Raw genomic sequence first — 16,390 nt, forward strand, 5'->3', positions numbered from 1 at the left:
CGCTGGCTCCACCGCCCGTGATGCCCCTCCAGTCACGCCTGATGCCCCTCCAGACACGCGTGTCGCCCCTTCAATCACGTGTGTCGACCCTCCAGTCACGCGAGTCGTCCGTCTAGACACGCGTGTCGTCCATCCAGGTACGCGTGTCGTCCCTCCCCACACACGCGTTGACCGCCGACTTTTCACCCGATGTGCTTAAGCGCCTCCCGCCGCGACAACCCCGACAGTCCCGGGTGATCGTCCACGAACGACCGCACCCAGTCCGGCGCCGTCTTCGCGTACTCGCGCAACGCCCAGCCGATTCCCTTGCGCAGGAAGAACTCCGTCTCGCCGATCGCCGGTTCGATCGTCCGGGTGAGCAGGTCGGTGTCCGTCTCCTCCTTGGCCCCGACCTGGCAGATGATCGCCGTTCGGCGGCGCCACAGATCGGCGTCCGCCGCCCAGCCCAGCATGGTCGGCGTGACCCGGGCGCGGTCGGCGCGCAGGATCGGCCCGATCCGCCGGATCGCGAGCTCGTCCACGTAATCCCACCACGCCCCGCCGACGATCATCTCCTCGTACATCGGGATCAGCTCCCGGTCCTGCCACGGCCGATACGCCCGATGCCCGGAAAGATCAATCGCCGCGTAGCGCTCTTCGCGGAATTCGGCCGACCGCCACAACTCCAGGACGGTTGCTGAATATGTCACTCGATCGGGCAGTATCCGGTCGATCAGCACCCGCTTGAGAAGCACGCTCCGCTCAGGTTTCGCCACTCCTCGGAAGGGCATGGACGACTTCATGTACGCCCGCATCGCGGGCGCCTTCACCGGGTCGGCCAGCTCGGCCAACCCGGTGCGGATGGCCTTGACCAGCTGTTCGTCTGCGCTCATCGCCCCTCCCGTCGCGCTCCGGCGACCGGAGCGTACTGCCGGCCACCGACTGTTCCGGCGTTCGCCGACACCCGCAGGTTCCGACGAAAGACGGATGGCGGAACCCGTGGCGGTCGACGAGATTGTCCAGGGTTGCCGGTAGTTTCGTCGAAATACGGCGAACTCTGTCGAATGCGGACGAAAAGGACGACTGTGAAAAGAATCGTTGCCGCCATCGCCGCCGCGGGGCTCGCGGCCGGGCTGATGGCCGCCGCGCCCGCCGCCTCGGCGGACCCCGGGGTGCAGTTCAGCCCCGCGCCGATCGCCTGGGGGCCCTGCGACTCGGCGAGCCTGAAGGCCGCCGGAGCCGAATGCGGCTTCCTCGAGGTGCCGATGGACTACGCGAAGCCGGGCGGGACGAAGGTCTCCGTCGCGGTGTCGCGGATCAAGCACAAGACCGCGCAGTCCCAGGGGATCATGCTCGTGAACCCGGGTGGCCCCGGCGGTTCCGGTCTCGGCCTCTCGGTGCTCGGCAAGTACGTGCCGAACCACGCGGGGGACAACTACGACTGGATCGGCTTCGACCCGCGGGGCGTCGGGTCCAGCAAGCCGTCGATCAGCTGCGACGGGAACTACTTCAGCTACAACCGGCCGGCGTACGTGCCGACCACGCCGAAGCTGGAGAAGATCTGGCTCGACCGCTCGAAGGGTTACGCGCAGGCGTGCCGCAAGAACGGCGCGATCCTCGACCACCTCAAGACGACCGACGTCGCGCAGGACATGGACAGCCTGCGCAAGGCGCTGGGCGAGAAGCAGATCAACTACTACGGCTTCTCCTACGGCACCTACCTCGGCCAGGTGTACAGCACGCTGTACCCGAAGAACGTCCGCCGGATGGTGCTGGACGGCAACGTCGACCCGCGGAAGGTCTGGTACCAGGCCAACCTCGACCAGGACGTCGCGTTCGACAAGAACATCAAGATCTACTTCGACTGGCTGGCGTCCTACGACAACGTCTACCACCTCGGCAAGACCGGCGCCGCCGTCGAGAAGCTCTGGTACGACACGCAGCGCAAGCTCGCCAAGAACCCGGCGGGCGGCGTCATCGGCGGTGACGAGTGGACCGACGTCTTCCTGCAGGCCGGCTACTACGTCTTCGGCTGGGTCGACATGGCCAAGGCCTTCGACGGTTACGTCCACAAGGGTGACTGGCAGACGCTGAAGGCGCTCTACGACGACTCGAACCCGCCCGGCGACGACAACGGGTTCGCCGTCTACCTCGGGGTGCAGTGCACCGACGTGCAGTGGCCGACCAACTGGAACCAGTGGCGGATCGACAACTGGATCACCCACTTCAAGGCCCCGTTCGAGACCTGGGGCAACGCCTGGTTCAACGCGCCGTGCGTGTTCTGGCCGGCGAAGGCGGGCAAGCCGGTGGACATCGACGGCCGCAAGGTGGCCGGCGCGCTGCTGATCAGCGAGGAGCTCGACGCCGCGACGCCGTACGCGGGCAGCCTCGAGGTGCGCAAGCGGTTCCCGAACTCGAGCCTGATCAGCGCGCCGGGCGGCACGACGCACGCCGGTTCGCTGTCCGGGGTGTCCTGTGTGGACGACAAGATCGCCGACTACCTGGCCACCGGCAAGCTGCCGAAGCGCCAGCCCGGCAACCACTCGGACGCGCAGTGCAGCCCGGTTCCGCCGCCGGTGCCCGACGGCGCCGCCGCGCAGAAGTCGGACAGCTCGGCGAAGGCCGCGACGGAGAAGCAGAGCACGCTGGCCCAGCTGTTGCACTTCTGAGCCGGTTCTTTTAGCCACGGTGCCCCGGTCCCGGACCGGGGCACCGTTGTGTGCGGAGAGAAACCGGCCGCGAGCAGGGCGTGGCCGAAAATTGTCGGGGGTGCGCGCTAGCTTCGTGGCATGTCGATCATCGAAGAGCGCCGGACCGAGGTCCGGGCCCAGGAGAACACCTACCGGATCGTGGTCTCGACCAGGACGGAAGACGACCGCGCCGAACCGAACACGAGGGTGATGATCACCCTGGAAGCCGGCGGCCCCGGCGGCGAAGCGGTCGCCGAGGGCAGCCTCGACCTGGACGTCGCGGTGGCGGCCACGGTCGCCGACCTGGTCACGGACGGCCTGCTGTCCGCCACCGGCGGCGGCCGGGCGCCGCGGCGAAGATCCGCGGGGCGGCCCGCCCAGCAGGGCCGCCCGTGGAACGAGGAGATGGACGCGGACCTGGAGACCCGCTGGATAGCGGGCGAGAGCGTGGCAGCGATCGCGACGCACTTCGAGCGCACCCCGGGTGGCATCCGCGCCCGGCTGCCCCGCGTGGGCTGCGACCCGGAGAACCCGGGTTGTTACCTCCCGGTGCCGCCGAGCAGGCGCACGGACCTGGACGAAGCCGAACCGAGCTGACCATCGCCGGTGGGCCGGTCCGTGCCGGGCCGGCCCACCGCCACCAGGGGAGGTGTCAAGTGCGCCTGCAAGCAGTAGTTCGGTTCTCGATTAGTGAAGTCCTTTTCCTGCAACGGGTATGCGGTCACCGCCGCCGGTCACTTCCGCGGTCTCGCTTTCGCGGTAGTGCGGGTTGGCGTCCACTCCGCTCGCTCCAGAGTTTCCGCGCCCGCCAAGGCGCAACCGGCTGGCCGCTGCCCCGCGGCCGGTCAGCAGCGCAGTCTCGCTTTCGCGGTGGTGCGGGTTGGCGTCTGCCCACCCCGCTCCCGCGTTTCCGTGCCCGCACAAGCGCAACCGACCGGCCGCTGTCCGGCAGCCGGTCACTCCCGCAGTCCCGCCCCCTCGGCAGCGCGAGCCGCGAGCACCTTCAACCGCTCCACCAGCTCCGGCGGCTCCTCCACCCGAAACCCACACCCCAGCCCCAGCAACCGGAAAGCCAGCCAGTCCAAGGTGTCCCCGCGACTCCGCCACCGGCACCGGCCGTCGCCGAGGTCGGTGAGCTCGTCGGCTGCCGCCCCGAGGCGGGGGCCCACCCGGGCCGCCGGTTCCGCCAGGACCGCCACCGCGCGGTACGTCGGGGCCAGGTCGTAGAGCCGTTCGACGACGTACGCCGCCAGGTCCGTCGCCGGTGGCTTCCGTGGCACGACACGGCCGCCGGTTGCCTGGGCGTCGCGGACCCGGTCGGCGCGGAACACCCGCCAGTCCGCCCGGTCGAGGTCGTACGCCACCAGATACCAGCGGCGGCCGGCCGCCACCAGCCGGAGGGGCTCGGCTCGGCGGCGGGTCTCGGTGCCGTCGTTCGCGCGGTAGCGGAACCGGACCGTCTCGTGGTTGGTGATCGCGCCGGCGAACGTCGTCAGCTGGGCCGGGTCGACGACCGGGCCGGCGGCCGGCACCGTGACCGTCGCCGTGCCGATCGTGCCCACCCGGCGGCGCAGCCGGGCCGGCAGCACCTGCTCCAGCTTGGCCAGCGCCCGCACCGACGCCTCCTCGATCCCGGACACGGTCTGCCCCGCGGCGGTCCGCAGCCCGACCGCGATCGCGACGGCTTCGTCGTCGTCGAGCACCAGCGGCGGCATCGCCGTGCCCGCGACCAGCCGGTACCCGCCCGCGACACCGCGGCTGGCCTCCACCGGGTAGCCCAGCTCACGCAGCCGGTCGACGTCGCGGCGGATCGTGCGCGGGCTGACGCCCAGCCGGTCGGCCAGTTCGCTGCCCGGCCACTCTCGAGGCGTCTGGAGCAGCGAAAGCAGGCCGAGCAGCCGCGCCGGGGTGTCCGTCATGGCGTCCAGCATCCCAAGGTGGCGGGTACCACTTCCCGGGAATCCTGTTTGTTTAGCCTTGCAAGGGCGTGCATAATCATGCGTATGACGGTGAACATCGCGGTGGCCGGAGCCAGCGGGTACGCGGGCGGCGAGCTCCTGCGCCTGCTCCTGGCCCATCCCGAGGTCGAAATCGGCACGCTCACGGCCGCCAGCAGCGCCGGCACCCGGCTCGGCGGCCACCAGCCCCACCTCGTCCCGCTCGCCGACCGCGTCCTCGCCGAGACGACACCGGAGACCCTCGCCGGCCACGACGTCGTGTTCCTGGCCCTGCCCCACGGGCACTCGGCCGAGATCGCGGCGCAGCTGGGCCCGGACGTCCTGGTCGTCGACCTCGGCGCTGACCACCGCCTCGCCGACGCCGGCGACTGGCGGCGCTGGTACGGCGGCGACCACGCCGGCCAGTGGCCGTACGGCCTGCCCGAGCTGCCCGGCGCCCGCGAGAAGCTCGTCGGCGCCAAGCGCGTCGCCGTGCCCGGCTGCTTCCCGACCGGCGGCTCGCTGGCCCTCGCGCCCGCCTTCTCCGCCGGCCTGATCACCCCGGACGTCACGGTCGTCGCGGTCACCGGCACCTCCGGCGCGGGCAAGAGCCTCAAGCCGAACCTGCTCGGCTCCGAGGTCATGGGCTCCGCGAGCGCGTACGGCGTCGGCGGCGCCCACCGCCACACCCCGGAGTTCGCGCAGAACCTCTCGGCCGTCGCGGGGGAGAAGGTCACCGTGTCCTTCACCCCGGTGCTCGCGCCGATGCCGCGCGGCATCCTCACCACGGCGAGCGCCCCGCTGAAGGACGACGTCGACGAGGCCGCCGCCCGCGCCGCGTATGAGAAGGCGTACGACGCCGAGCCGTTCGTCCAGCTGCTGCCCGCGGGCGCCTGGCCGACGACGTCGGCGACGCTCGGCTCGAACAACGTCCAGCTGCAGGTCACCGTCGACACCGACGCGCGCCGGCTGGTCGTCGTCGCGGCGATCGACAACCTGACCAAGGGCACCGCCGGCGGCGCCGTCCAGTCGATGAACCTGGCCCTCGGCTTCCCCGAGACCACCGGCCTTTCGACCGTAGGAGTGGCACCGTGACCGTCACCGGCCCCCAGGGCTTCCGCGCCGCCGGCGTCGCCGCCGGGATCAAGGCCTCCGGCGCGCTCGACCTCACGCTGGTCGTCAACGACGGCCCGCTGGACGTCGCGGCGGGCGTCTTCACCCGCAACGTCATCAAGGCCGCGCCCGTCCTGTGGTCGCAGGAGGTGCTCAAGCAGCAGCGCCTCAAGGCCGTCGTCCTCAACTCGGGCGGCGCCAACGCGGCCACCGGGCCGGGCGGCTTCCAGGACACCCACGCCACGGCCGAGAAGGTCGCCGAAGCCCTGGAGGCGGGCGCGATCGAGGTCGCCGTCTGCTCCACCGGGCTGATCGGCGAACGGCTGCCGATGGCCGCGGTCCTGTCCGGAGTGGACAGTGCGGTCAAGGCCCTCGACACCGGTGCCGAGGCGAGCCTGAACGCCGCCACCGGCGTGATGACCACCGACAGCAAACCCAAGCAGGCCTTCGCGAAGCACACCGCCGGCTGGAGCGTCGGCGGATTCGCCAAGGGCGCGGGCATGCTCGCGCCGAACCTCGCCACCATGCTGTCGGTGCTGACCACCGATGCCGTGGTGGACAAGGAAACCCTCGACCGCGCCCTGCGCGCGGCCACCCACGTCACCTTCGACCGGCTCGACGTCGACGGCGGCACGTCCACCAACGACACCGTCCTGGTCCTGGCCTCCGGCGCGAGCGGGGTCGAACCCACCGAGGCGGAGCTCACCGAACTGCTCACCACCGTCAGCCACGACCTGGTGCTGCAGCTGCGCGCGGACTCCGAGGGCGCGACGAAGGACGTCGACGTCACCGTGCAGGGCGCGGCGTCCGAGGCCGACGCGATCGCGGTCGCGCGCACCATCGCCGAGGACAACCTGGTCAAGACGGCGCTGTTCGGCTCCGACCCGAACTGGGGCCGGATCGCGATGGCGCTCGGCCGGGTCCCGGCCCGCATCGACCCGGATACGGTGTCGATCGCGATCAACGGCGTCACCCTGTTCGCGCAGGGCGTGCCCGCCTCCGACCGGTCGGAAGCCGACCTCACCGGCCGGGCCATCACGATCGTCGTCGACCTCGGGGTCGGCGCGAGCGCGGCGACCATCTACACCACCGACCTTTCGCACGGTTACGTCGAAGAGAACAGCGCGTACTCCTCATGACCCAGGAGGCACTGATTTCCGCGGACGAAAGACTCGCGACGGCGGCCGAGAAGGCCGGGGTGCTCATCGAGGCGCTGCCGTGGCTGCAGCGGTTCCACGGCGCCACCGTCGTGATCAAGTACGGCGGCAACGCGATGATCGACGACAGCCTGAAGGCGGCCTTCGCCGAGGACATGGTGTTCCTCCGGCTGGCCGGCCTGCGCCCGGTCGTCGTGCACGGCGGCGGCCCGCAGATCACCGCGATGCTCACCCGCCTCGGGGTCGAAGGCGAGTTCAAGGGCGGCCTTCGCGTCACGACGCCGGAGACGATGGACATCGTCCGCATGGTGCTCACCGGGCAGGTCAGCCGCGAGCTGGTCGGGCTGATCAACGCCCACGGCCCGTACGCGGTCGGCATCTCCGGCGAGGACGCCCGGCTGTTCACCGCCGAGCGCAAACAGGCCACTGTGGACGGTGAGCAGGTCGACATCGGCCTGGTCGGCGAGGTCGCCGAGGTCAACCCGGACGCGGTGCTCGACATCGTCAACGCCGGGCGCATCCCGGTGGTGTCCACGGTCGCCCCGGACGTCGAGGGTGTGGTGCACAACGTGAACGCCGACACGGCCGCGGGCGCGCTCGCGGCCGCGCTGGGCGCCGAAAAGCTCGTGGTGCTCACCGACGTCGAAGGCCTGTACGCGAACTGGCCGGACCGGTCGTCGCTGATCGACCGCATCCGCGTCGACCACCTCGAGCCGATGCTGCCCAGCCTGGCCAGCGGCATGATCCCGAAGATGGAGGCGTGTGTGCGCGCCATCCGCGGCGGCGTGCGCCGGGCGCACGTGATCGACGGCCGCCTCGCCCACTCGGTGCTGCTGGAGGTCTTCACCTCCCGTGGTGTCGGAACCATGGTCTTCCCCGAAACGGAGCTCCCGTGACCGACCTCAAGTCCAATGTGGATGGCCAGCGGCACTGGCAGTCCGCCGTCATGGACAACTACGGCACCCCGGCGCTGACGCTCGTGCGCGGTGAAGGCGCGAAGGTGTGGGACGCCGACGGCAAGGCCTACGTCGACCTGGTCGGCGGCATCGCCGTCAACGCGCTCGGCCACGCCCACCCGGCGATCGTCGACGCGGTCACCGAGCAGATCAAGCAGCTCGGCCACACCTCGAACCTCTACGTCAACCCGGTCGCCGTGGAGCTCGCCGAGGCGCTGCTCGACGTCGCCGGGCTCACCGGCAACGGCAAGGTGCTGTTCGTCAACTCCGGCGCCGAGGCCAACGAAGCCGCGCTGAAGATCAGCCGGCTGAGCGGGCGCACCAAGGTGGTCGCGGCCGAAGGCGCGTTCCACGGCCGGACCATGGGCGCGCTGACGCTCACCGGCCAGCCCGGCAAGCGCGACCCGTTCAAGCCGCTGGTGCCCGGCGTCGAGCACGTGCCGTACGGAGACGTCGAGGCGCTCAAGGCGGCCGTCGACACCGACACCGCGGCCGTGTTCCTGGAGCCCGTCCTCGGCGAAGCGGGCGTGATCCCGGCGCCGGACGGCTACCTGCAGGCCGCCCGCGAGATCACCAAGGCCACCAACACGCTGCTCGTGCTCGACGAGGTGCAGACCGGTCTCGGCCGGCTCGGCACCTGGTTCGGCTACCAGCAGGCCGGCATCGTCCCAGACGTCATCACGCTGGCGAAGGGCATCGGCGGCGGGCTGCCGCTGGGCGCGGTGATCGGCGTCGGCGCGGCGGGTGAGCTGCTCAAGCCCGGCCAGCACGGCACCACCTTCGGCGGCAACCCGGTGTGCTGTGCGGCCGGCCTGGCCGTGCTGAAGACGATCGCCGCGGACAACCTCCTCGACCACGTCTCCGCGCTGGGCAAGGACATCGCGGCCGGGGTCGAGGCCTTGGGCCACCCGCTCGTCGCCGGGGTGCGCGGCGCCGGGCTGCTGCTCGGCATCGCGCTGCGCGAGCCCGTCTCGGCGGCGGTCGCCAAGGCCGCACAGGAGGCCGGTTACCTCGTCAACCCGGTCGCCGCGGACACCATCCGGCTCGCGCCCCCGCTCGTGCTCGACGGCGAGCAGGCCGACGGCTTCCTCGCGGCCCTCCCGAACGCACTCGACTCCACCACGAAGGATTCCGACTGATGCTCCGCCACTTCCTCCGCGACGACGACGTCAGTCCCGCCGAGCAGAAGGCCATCCTCGACCTCGCGGACGCGCTGAAGGCCGACCCGCTCGGCACCAAGGCGCTGGCCGGGCGGTCCATCACGGCGATCTTCGAGAAGAACTCGACGCGCACGCGGTTCTCGTTCGAGGTGGGCATCAGCCAGCTCGGCGGGCACCCGGTGATCGTCGACGGCCGGTCGATGCAGCTCGGCCGCGAAGAGACCATCGAGGACACTTCGCGCGTGCTTTCGCGGTACGTGGACGGCATCGTCTGGCGGACCTTCGCGCAGAAGCGCATCGAGGCGATGGCCTCGGCCGCGTCGATCCCCGTGGTCAACGCGCTCACCGACGAGTTCCACCCGTGCCAGGCGCTCACCGACCTGATGACGATCCGCGAGCGCAAGGGGAAGCTCGAGGGCCTCACTCTCGTCTACCTCGGTGACGGCGCCAACAACATGGCGCACTCGCTGCTGCTGAGCGGGACGACGGCCGGGATGCACGTCCGGGTCGTCTCGCCGGTCGGCTTCCAGCCGGACCAGGGCGTCATGCTCGACGCCAAGAAGCGCGGGCACGAGACCGGCGGCAGCGCCACCGTGTTCACCGACCCGTACGCGGCCGTCGACGGCGCGGACGTGCTCGTCACCGACACGTGGACGTCGATGGGGCAGGAGAACGACGGGCTCGACCGGGTCGGCCCGTTCCGCGCCCTGCAGGTCAACACGGAGCTGCTGAAGAAGGCCGCCGAAGACGCGATCGTGCTGCACTGCCTGCCGGCGCACCGCGGCTGGGAGATCACCGACGAGGTGCTCGACGGCCCGGCGAGCGCGGTGTGGGACGAGGCCGAAAACCGCCTGCACGCGCAGAAGGCGCTGCTCGTCTGGCTGTTCGAAGAGAGCCGGCGATGACCAGCAGCCGGGTGGGCCGCCAGGCGCGGATCACCGAGCTGGTGGCCACCATGACCATCCGCAGCCAGACCGAGCTCGCGAAGCTGCTGGCCGCCGAGGGCATCGACGTCACGCAGGCGACGCTGTCGCGTGACCTTGACGAGCTCGGCGCGGTCAAGCTGCGCGGCCCGGACTCCGGCGCGCCGGTCTACGTCATCCCCGAGGACGGCAACCCCCTGCGCGGGGTGCAGGGCGGCACTTCACGGCTCTCCCGGCTGCTGGCGGAGCTGATGGTCTCGGCCGACTCGTCAGGCAACCTGACCGTGCTGCGGACCCCGCCTGGCGCAGCGCAGTTCCTGGCCAGCGCCATCGACCGGGCGGCGCTGGAAGAGGTCGTCGGCTCGATCGCAGGCGACGACACGGTCGCCGTGATCGCGCGGGAACCGTTGACGGGCAAGGGTTTGGCCGAACGCTTCGCCGCGCTCGCCCAACGATCGGCGGACGAAGGAACACCATGATCGGCGACTTCTTCCCGGCTGAGGGCGAATTCCTCGCGCCGGACGAGGTCGTGGTCACCTTCGACCGCGGGGTCCCGGTGGCGATCGACGGAGAGACCGTCTCCGTCGCCGAAGCGCACCGGATGCTGTGCGCACGAGGTGAGGCGCAGCGGATCGGCCGCGGCGAAGCGTGCGCCGCACTCGAACGGCGGACCGGCCGCGGCTATGCCAGTGTCCGCCTGGTCCTGTACGACGGCCGGATCACGGTCGCCTGAACACACGAACACCGAGGAGAAGCGAGAACAGTGAGCGGGAACGAGCAGCCGGTGCAGCTGTGGGGCGGCCGGTTCGCCAGCGGTCCGGCGGAGGCCATGGCGGCGCTGAGCGCGTCGACGCACTTCGACTGGCGCCTGGCGCCCTACGACATCGCCGGGTCCCGCGCGCACGCCCGCGTGCTGAGCAAGGCGGGCCTGCTCACCGAGGCCGAGCTGAGCGGCATGCTGGCCGCGCTGGACACGCTCGCCCAGGACGTCGCGGCGGGGGCCTTCACCCCGACGATCGCCGACGAGGACGTGCACACGGCCCTCGAACGCGGCCTGCTCGAGCGGGCCGGCACCGAGCTCGGCGGCAAGCTGCGCGCCGGCCGCTCGCGCAACGACCAGGTCGCCACGCTGTTCCGGATGTGGCTGCGGGACGCAGCCCGCCGGGTCGTCGCGGGCACACTCGACGTCGTCGACGCGCTGGTGTCGCAGGCGAAGCGGCACCCGGACGCGATCCTCCCCGGCCGCACCCACCTGCAGCACGCCCAGCCGGTGCTGCTCGCGCACCACCTGATGGCCCACGGCCAGGCGCTGCTGCGCGACGTCTCGCGGCTGCAGGACTGGGACACCCGCACCGCCGAGTCCCCGTACGGCTCCGGCGCGCTCGCCGGTTCGTCACTGGGGCTCGACCCGGAGGCGGTCGCCGCGGAGCTGGGGTTCGCCACGAGCGTCGAGAACTCCATCGACGGCACGGCTTCGCGTGACTTCGTCGCCGAGTTCGCCTTCGCCGTCGCGATGCTGTCGGTGAACCTGTCCCGGATCGCCGAAGAGGTGATCATCTGGAACACCGCCGAGTTCGGCTACGTGACGCTCGACGACGCCTGGGCCACCGGCAGCTCGATCATGCCGCAGAAGAAGAACCCGGACGTCGCGGAACTGACCCGGGGCAAGGCCGGCCGGCTGATCGGCAACCTCACCGGCCTGCTGGCCACGCTGAAGGCGCAGCCGCTGGCCTACAACCGCGACCTGCAGGAGGACAAGGAGCCGGTGTTCGACTCGGTCGAGCAGCTCGAGCTCCTGTTCCCGGCGATCGCCGGCATGCTCGCGACGCTGACCTTCCACACCGACCGGCTCGCCGAGCTGGCCCCGGCCGGGTTCACGCTGGCCACGGACATCGCCGAATGGCTGGTGCGCCAAGGCGTCCCGTTCCGCGTCGCGCACGAAGCGGCGGGGGAAAGCGTCCGCGTCGCCGAGTCCCGCGGGGTCGGCCTGGACGAGCTGACCGACGAGGAGTTCGAGAAGATCAACCCGTCGCTCACGCCCGAGGTGCGCGCGGTCCTCACCGTCGAAGGCTCGGTGAAGTCCCGCAACGCCCGGGGCGGCACGGCGCCGGAGCGCGTGGCCGAGCAGCGCGCCCGGCTGGAAGAGCGGGTCACCGCGGCCCGCCAGTGGCTCAACTGAGGGACTTGCGGAGCTTGGCCCGGACGGCCCGCGTGGCCACCGGGCCGAGCCCGTCGAGGACATCGACGAGCACGGCGAGCTGTTCCAGCGCGGTGACGGCCTGCTCGGCGCCGTCGGGGTCGACTGTCTCGAACAGCGAGAGCCCGAGAAACCCGGACGACACGGCGTGGGCGAGCCCGGCGGGGTCCGCCAGCTCGGCCAGCGGTGACCCGTCGAGCACGCGCTCGAGGGCCGTCCGGACCTCGGTGATCCACTTGTCCAGGCCCTCGCGGGTCGCTTCGGCGAGCCGCTCGCTGCCCTGCGCGCCGGCGAGCGTCTGGGCCAGCACGGCCAGGTTGCCCTCCGCGCGCTCGGCGACGCGGATCTCGCGGCCGAGCTCCAGCAGGTCGCGGACCGTGGTCACGGCGGCGAACCGTTCGCGGTAAACCGAAACGCGGGCTTCGGTCGCGAGGATGCAGGCCTGCGCGACGAGCTCCTCGACGCTGCCGAAGTGGTAGAAGACCAGCGCCTGGTTCGCGCCTGCGGCGGTGGCGGCCGACCGCGCCGAGACGGCCGTGATGCCCTGGCGCCGGATGACGTCCAGCACGCCGTCCACGAGCCGCTGCTTCGTGTCCTGCGAACTGGAGCTCCGGCCCGTCACCCCATGACCCTCTCACGGAGCGGCTTCACCGCACCGCCGACTCCGCCCCGGACGTCGACGAACCGGGCGCTGAACCGGCCTTCGTACCCGAACACCGGCCCGAAGCGCGGGTTGACCACGGCGACCTCGATCCGGAAGTCGCCACTGGCCGCGTCGAACCACTCGTCGACCTGGGCGGTCCCGGTGAGCACCCGCGGCAGCCCGCTGTGGACCGGGCCCTCGTGCAGCCGGAACTCGCCGGTGCGGATCCGGAACCCGCCGTCCGGGCGCACCGACACCGCGAGGTCGACGGCCAGGTGCTGGTGCGTCCCGAGGTAGTCGACGAGCCCGCGCCCGGGACTGTGCACCATCTGCGCGTCGAAACGCCGCCGGCGCCGGGGGAACTCGAAGGTGCGCACGAACGACACGGTTTCGCGGCCGTTCCGGTCCACGTACGGGTAGTTCTCGATGGTGAACGGCACGTTGCGGCCGCAGTCGGGGAAGAGGATGTGCCGCGTCGAGCCGAGCCACAGGAACGGCAGCACGAAGGCGGGGCCGCGCCAGATCCGGTCCATCACGCCGTGGCCGACCATGCCGCGCCCGCCGGTGAGGGCGAGCCGTTCCCGGACGCGGGGGTGCAGGTCGGCGAAGTCCGCGCCGAGCGCGCGTTCGAAGACGCTCACGCCGGCACCCCGATCCGGCCCTCGACGCGGTCACGCGGCCGGGTCCGCACGCAGCGGGCGGCGGAGGGCGCGGTCAGGGGCTGCGCTTCCGGTGGGGTCCCGGTCTCCAGCCACAGCCGCAGCCGGTCGAACGACCAGGCGGTCAGCCAGCCGAAGGTCGGCCGGAACACCCGGTCGGCGAGGTGTCCGAAGCGCCCCCAGCGGGTGCCGTAGTCGAACCCGGTGACGAACCGGACGCCGCCGTCGACCGGCGTGTAGCGCCAGAACCCGGCGCCCGTGCTGATCAGCGACAGCGGGTCGGCGGAGGCGAACCGCAGCACCGAGGTGCGCGAGCCGTCCGGCCAGGTGCGCGACGCCGCGCTCACGCCGACACCGGTGACCACCACCCCGAGGAACCGGGACTCGTAGCGGAAGTGGCCGCCGGGCCGGGCCAGCGGGCTGATGTCCGAAAAGCGCAGGTCCCAGCGCCGGTGCAGGGCCGGGTCCTGCGTGTGCTGCCAGAGCGTTTCCAGGTCCGTGCGGATCACGGTCTCGACGTACAGCGCCTTCGGCCGCATCTCGGCTCCCCTCAGAGTTTGAGCGACTGCTCAAATCGACTGTAGAGAAGTTTGAGCGATCGCTCAAGGGTTAGGCTGATCGGGACGATTCCGAGGGAGGAGCGCGCTTGAGCGGCGAAGCAGGCCGGTTGTTCACCCGCGAGGAGCTCGCGCTCGACCCGGTCGACCTGGCCCACCTGCTGCTCGGCTCGGTCCTGGAGGCCGACGGCCCCGACGGCACGGTCGGCGTCCGGCTGGTGGAGGTCGAGGCCTACCGCGGCGAGGACGATCCGGCGTCGCACTGCTACCGCGGCCGCACCCCGCGCAACGCCGTGATGTGGGGGCCGGCGGGCCACCTGTACGTGTACTTCGTCTACGGGATGCACTTCTGCGCGAACGTCGTCGGCACCCACGAGGACATGCCCGGCGCCGTGCTGCTCCGCGCCGGCGAAGTCGTCGAAGGCCTCGACGTCGTGCGCAAGCGACGGCCGGCCGCGCGGGGGACCGGTGAGCTCGCGAAGGGCCCCGCCATCCTCACCTCGGTGCTGCGGGTCGACCGGGCGCAGAACGGCGTCGACCTGACCGACCCGGCGTCCCCGGTCCGGCTGCGCGTCGGCGAGCGTGTGCCGGCCGAACGCATCCGGGTCGGCCCCCGCGTCGGCGTCGCGACGGCGATCGACACACCCTGGCGGTTCTGGGACGGCGCCTCGGCGGCCGTGTCCACCTACCGCCGCGGCGGAAAGCGCCGGGTCCGACCCGCCAGTTAGTCGGTTGACCTGGTGCGGGAGGATCTACAGGCGTGAGCGAACACATCCTCGACGAGCTGTCCTGGCGCGGCCTCATCGCGCAGTCCACCGACATCGACGCCCTCCGGCGCGAGCTCGACCAGGGTCCCGTGACGCTCTATTGCGGGTTCGACCCCACCGCACCCAGCCTGCACGCCGGCAACCTCGTCCCGCTGCTCATGCTCAAGCGCTTCCAGCGCGCCGGGCACCGGCCGATCGTGCTGGCCGGCGGCGCGACCGGGATGATCGGCGACCCGCGTGACACCGCCGAGCGCGCGCTGAACACGCTCGACGTCGTCGCCGAGTGGGCCGGGCGCATCCGCGGCCAGCTCGAGCGGTTCGTCGATTTCGACGACTCGCCGACCGGGGCGGTCGTCGAGAACAACCTCAACTGGACCGGCGAGCAGAACGTCCTGGAGTTCCTGCGCGACGTCGGGAAGCACTTCTCGGTCAACGTCATGCTCAACCGGGAGACGGTCAAGCGCCGGCTCGAGGGTGACGGCATGTCCTACACCGAGTTCAGCTACCTGCTGCTGCAGTCGCAGGACTACCTGCAGCTGCACCGCAAGTACGGCTGCAAGCTGCAGGTCGGCGGGTCCGACCAGTGGGGCAACCTCGTCGGCGGGGTCGACCTGATCCGCCGGACCGACGGGGCGGGCGCGCACGCGCTGACCGCGCCGCTGGTCACCGACGCCGAGGGACGCAAGTTCGGCAAGTCCACCGGCGGCGGGAACCTCTGGCTCGACCCGGAGATGACCTCGCCGTACGCGTGGTACCAGTACTTCGTGAACGTGGGCGACGCCGACGTCATCCGCTACCTGCGGATGTTCACGTTCCTCGGCCAGGAGGAGATCGCCGCGCTGGCCGAGGACACCGCGGAGCGCCCGCACCTGCGCTCGGCGCAGAAGCGGCTGGCGGAGGAGTTCACCACGCTCGTCCACGGCGAGGACCAGACCCGACAGGTGATCAACGCCAGCCAGGCCCTGTTCGGCCGCGGCGAGCTCGCCGACCTGGACGCGCGCACGCTCGACGCCGCGATGGCCGAGGTGCCGAACGGCAAGCTCGACCCGTCGGGCGAGCCGACGATCGTCGACCTGCTGCTCGCCGGGGGACTGGTGGACAGCAAGGGCGCCGCGCGCCGCACGGTGAAGGAGGGCGGCGCGTACGTGAACAACGTGAAGGTCGCCGACGAGGAGTGGAAGCCCGCCGCGGGCGACGCGCTGCACGGCAAGTGGCTGGTGGTCCGCCGGGGTCGCCGCAACGTTGCCGGCGTCGCGCTCGGCGGCTGACGGTTCGACAGGCCCGGAACAGGGGTTTGACCTGCGGGAACGCGGTTAAGGTACCCCCCTGTTCCGGGCCCCTTCACGGGGTGTAAAGTTCTCCAAGTCGCCAGGGAAACCGGGCGGCCGCCGGGACACGAACCAAGCTCTCGCTCGAAGCGATTGAGTGGGTGTCCCACCAAAAACTGCTAGGAATGACTCGCTTCGAGTAAGGCCGCTTGACGGTGGCGCGACTCGGGTGTGTTGCTTGAGAACTCAACAGTGTGCTAGTGAACTAAGCCAGTAGAGCTTATGTATTTGAACCTCGTATGAGGTTCCTTTGAGAGCAAGTATTTTGCCTCGATTAAACTGTTCATTGTTGGAGAGTTTGATCCTGGCTCAGGACGAACGCTG

General features: G+C 71.1%; 17 protein-coding genes. 12 read left to right on the forward strand and 5 right to left on the reverse strand.

Translation table 11 applies throughout. From position 1 onward, the window contains the following. Positions 1–182: 182 nt before the first annotated feature. Entirely contained in the window at positions 183–872 is a 690-nt protein-coding gene (locus ACZ63E_RS09005; RefSeq protein ID WP_465335479.1) for a DNA alkylation repair protein, read from the reverse strand. Between the two features lie 192 nt (positions 873–1,064). Between ACZ63E_RS09005 and ACZ63E_RS09010 the strand changes: the two genes are divergently transcribed. Both ACZ63E_RS09010 and ACZ63E_RS09015 read left to right on the forward strand, forming a co-directional pair. Next, entirely contained in the window at positions 1,065–2,648 is a 1,584-nt protein-coding gene (locus ACZ63E_RS09010; protein WP_465335480.1) for an alpha/beta hydrolase, read from the forward strand. Positions 2,649–2,768: 120 nt separating this feature from the next. Beyond that, positions 2,769–3,266, forward strand: a complete 498-nt coding sequence (locus ACZ63E_RS09015; RefSeq protein ID WP_465335481.1) for a helix-turn-helix domain containing protein — start codon at positions 2,769–2,771, stop codon at positions 3,264–3,266. 359 nt (positions 3,267–3,625) lie between these two features. On the opposite strand, the gene ACZ63E_RS09020 is transcribed toward ACZ63E_RS09015, so the two are convergent. Beyond that, positions 3,626–4,588 (reverse strand): helix-turn-helix transcriptional regulator, encoded by a 963-nt coding sequence (locus ACZ63E_RS09020; protein WP_465335482.1) that lies wholly within the window; start codon positions 4,586–4,588, stop codon positions 3,626–3,628. Between the two features lie 84 nt (positions 4,589–4,672). On the opposite strand from ACZ63E_RS09020, the gene argC reads away from it, so the two are divergent. From argC to argH, 8 genes are read left to right on the forward strand one after another with little or no spacing between them, the layout of a single operon-like run. Continuing rightward, a complete protein-coding gene (gene argC, locus ACZ63E_RS09025) occupies positions 4,673–5,701 on the forward strand; it encodes an N-acetyl-gamma-glutamyl-phosphate reductase (RefSeq protein WP_465335483.1) in 1,029 nt (342 codons plus the stop codon). Further along, positions 5,698–6,858 carry a bifunctional glutamate N-acetyltransferase/amino-acid acetyltransferase ArgJ gene (argJ, locus tag ACZ63E_RS09030; protein ID WP_465335484.1) on the forward strand — a complete coding sequence of 387 codons (1,161 nt, stop codon included), beginning with the start codon at positions 5,698–5,700 and terminating at the stop codon, positions 6,856–6,858. Before argC ends, argJ begins: the two co-directional genes overlap by 4 nt. Continuing rightward, positions 6,855–7,772, forward strand: a complete 918-nt coding sequence (gene argB / locus ACZ63E_RS09035) for an acetylglutamate kinase (RefSeq protein ID WP_465310190.1) — start codon at positions 6,855–6,857, stop codon at positions 7,770–7,772. Before argJ ends, argB begins: the two co-directional genes overlap by 4 nt. Continuing rightward, positions 7,769–8,971, forward strand: a complete 1,203-nt coding sequence (locus ACZ63E_RS09040; RefSeq protein WP_465335485.1) for an acetylornithine transaminase — start codon at positions 7,769–7,771, stop codon at positions 8,969–8,971. The genes argB and ACZ63E_RS09040 overlap by 4 nt, the downstream gene beginning before the upstream one ends. After that, complete coding sequence (gene argF / locus ACZ63E_RS09045; RefSeq protein ID WP_465335486.1) at positions 8,971–9,897, forward strand: ornithine carbamoyltransferase; 927 nt, start codon at positions 8,971–8,973, stop codon at positions 9,895–9,897. The genes ACZ63E_RS09040 and argF overlap by 1 nt, the downstream gene beginning before the upstream one ends. After that, positions 9,894–10,394 carry an arginine repressor gene (locus ACZ63E_RS09050; RefSeq protein WP_465310193.1) on the forward strand — a complete coding sequence of 167 codons (501 nt, stop codon included), beginning with the start codon at positions 9,894–9,896 and terminating at the stop codon, positions 10,392–10,394. Before argF ends, ACZ63E_RS09050 begins: the two co-directional genes overlap by 4 nt. Next, positions 10,391–10,648 (forward strand): argininosuccinate synthase, encoded by a 258-nt coding sequence (locus ACZ63E_RS09055; RefSeq protein WP_465310194.1) that lies wholly within the window; start codon positions 10,391–10,393, stop codon positions 10,646–10,648. Before ACZ63E_RS09050 ends, ACZ63E_RS09055 begins: the two co-directional genes overlap by 4 nt. 30 nt (positions 10,649–10,678) lie before the next feature. Beyond that, positions 10,679–12,094, forward strand: coding sequence for an argininosuccinate lyase (gene argH, locus ACZ63E_RS09060; RefSeq protein ID WP_465335487.1), 1,416 nt, complete (start codon positions 10,679–10,681; stop codon positions 12,092–12,094). Here argH and ACZ63E_RS09065 read toward each other — a convergent pair. Genes ACZ63E_RS09065 through ACZ63E_RS09075 form a run of 3 tightly spaced genes read right to left on the reverse strand, consistent with a single transcriptional unit; the run spans position 12,087 to position 13,953 of the window. Then, positions 12,087–12,734, reverse strand: a complete 648-nt coding sequence (locus ACZ63E_RS09065) for a TetR family transcriptional regulator (RefSeq protein ID WP_465335488.1) — start codon at positions 12,732–12,734, stop codon at positions 12,087–12,089. The genes argH and ACZ63E_RS09065 overlap by 8 nt on opposite strands. Continuing rightward, the gene (locus ACZ63E_RS09070) at positions 12,731–13,396 is read right to left on the reverse strand and encodes a DUF4166 domain-containing protein (protein WP_465335489.1); all 666 of its coding nucleotides are present in this window, start codon (positions 13,394–13,396) and stop codon (positions 12,731–12,733) included. Before ACZ63E_RS09070 ends, ACZ63E_RS09065 begins: the two co-directional genes overlap by 4 nt. Continuing rightward, entirely contained in the window at positions 13,393–13,953 is a 561-nt protein-coding gene (locus ACZ63E_RS09075; protein ID WP_465335490.1) for a hypothetical protein, read from the reverse strand. The genes ACZ63E_RS09070 and ACZ63E_RS09075 overlap by 4 nt, the downstream gene beginning before the upstream one ends. Before the next feature lie 107 nt (positions 13,954–14,060). Here ACZ63E_RS09075 and ACZ63E_RS09080 point away from each other — a divergent pair, with 107 nt between their 5' ends. After that, positions 14,061–14,699, forward strand: a complete 639-nt coding sequence (locus tag ACZ63E_RS09080; protein ID WP_465335491.1) for a DNA-3-methyladenine glycosylase — start codon at positions 14,061–14,063, stop codon at positions 14,697–14,699. A gap of 32 nt (positions 14,700–14,731) precedes the next feature. Beyond that, a complete protein-coding gene (gene tyrS, locus ACZ63E_RS09085; RefSeq protein WP_465335492.1) occupies positions 14,732–16,006 on the forward strand; it encodes a tyrosine--tRNA ligase in 1,275 nt (424 codons plus the stop codon). Positions 16,007–16,390: the final 384 nt, after the last annotated feature.

The organism is Amycolatopsis sp. NPDC104819, assembly GCF_055583145.1.

What these genes read in the sequence shown, in the direction of transcription:
- argB (WP_465310190.1), top strand. Translation starts at nt 6,855, where the DNA reads ATGACCCAGGAGGCACTGATTTCCGCGGACGAAAGACTCGCGACGGCG.
- ACZ63E_RS09050 (WP_465310193.1), top strand. Translation starts at nt 9,894, where the DNA reads ATGACCAGCAGCCGGGTGGGCCGCCAGGCGCGGATCACCGAGCTGGTG.
- ACZ63E_RS09020 (WP_465335482.1), bottom strand. Translation starts at nt 4,588, where the DNA reads ATGACGGACACCCCGGCGCGGCTGCTCGGCCTGCTTTCGCTGCTCCAG.
- argF (WP_465335486.1), top strand. Translation starts at nt 8,971, where the DNA reads ATGCTCCGCCACTTCCTCCGCGACGACGACGTCAGTCCCGCCGAGCAG.
- ACZ63E_RS09015 (WP_465335481.1), top strand. Translation starts at nt 2,769, where the DNA reads ATGTCGATCATCGAAGAGCGCCGGACCGAGGTCCGGGCCCAGGAGAAC.
- argC (WP_465335483.1), top strand. Translation starts at nt 4,673, where the DNA reads ATGACGGTGAACATCGCGGTGGCCGGAGCCAGCGGGTACGCGGGCGGC.
- ACZ63E_RS09005 (WP_465335479.1), bottom strand. Translation starts at nt 872, where the DNA reads ATGAGCGCAGACGAACAGCTGGTCAAGGCCATCCGCACCGGGTTGGCC.
- ACZ63E_RS09075 (WP_465335490.1), bottom strand. Translation starts at nt 13,953, where the DNA reads ATGCGGCCGAAGGCGCTGTACGTCGAGACCGTGATCCGCACGGACCTG.
- ACZ63E_RS09055 (WP_465310194.1), top strand. Translation starts at nt 10,391, where the DNA reads ATGATCGGCGACTTCTTCCCGGCTGAGGGCGAATTCCTCGCGCCGGAC.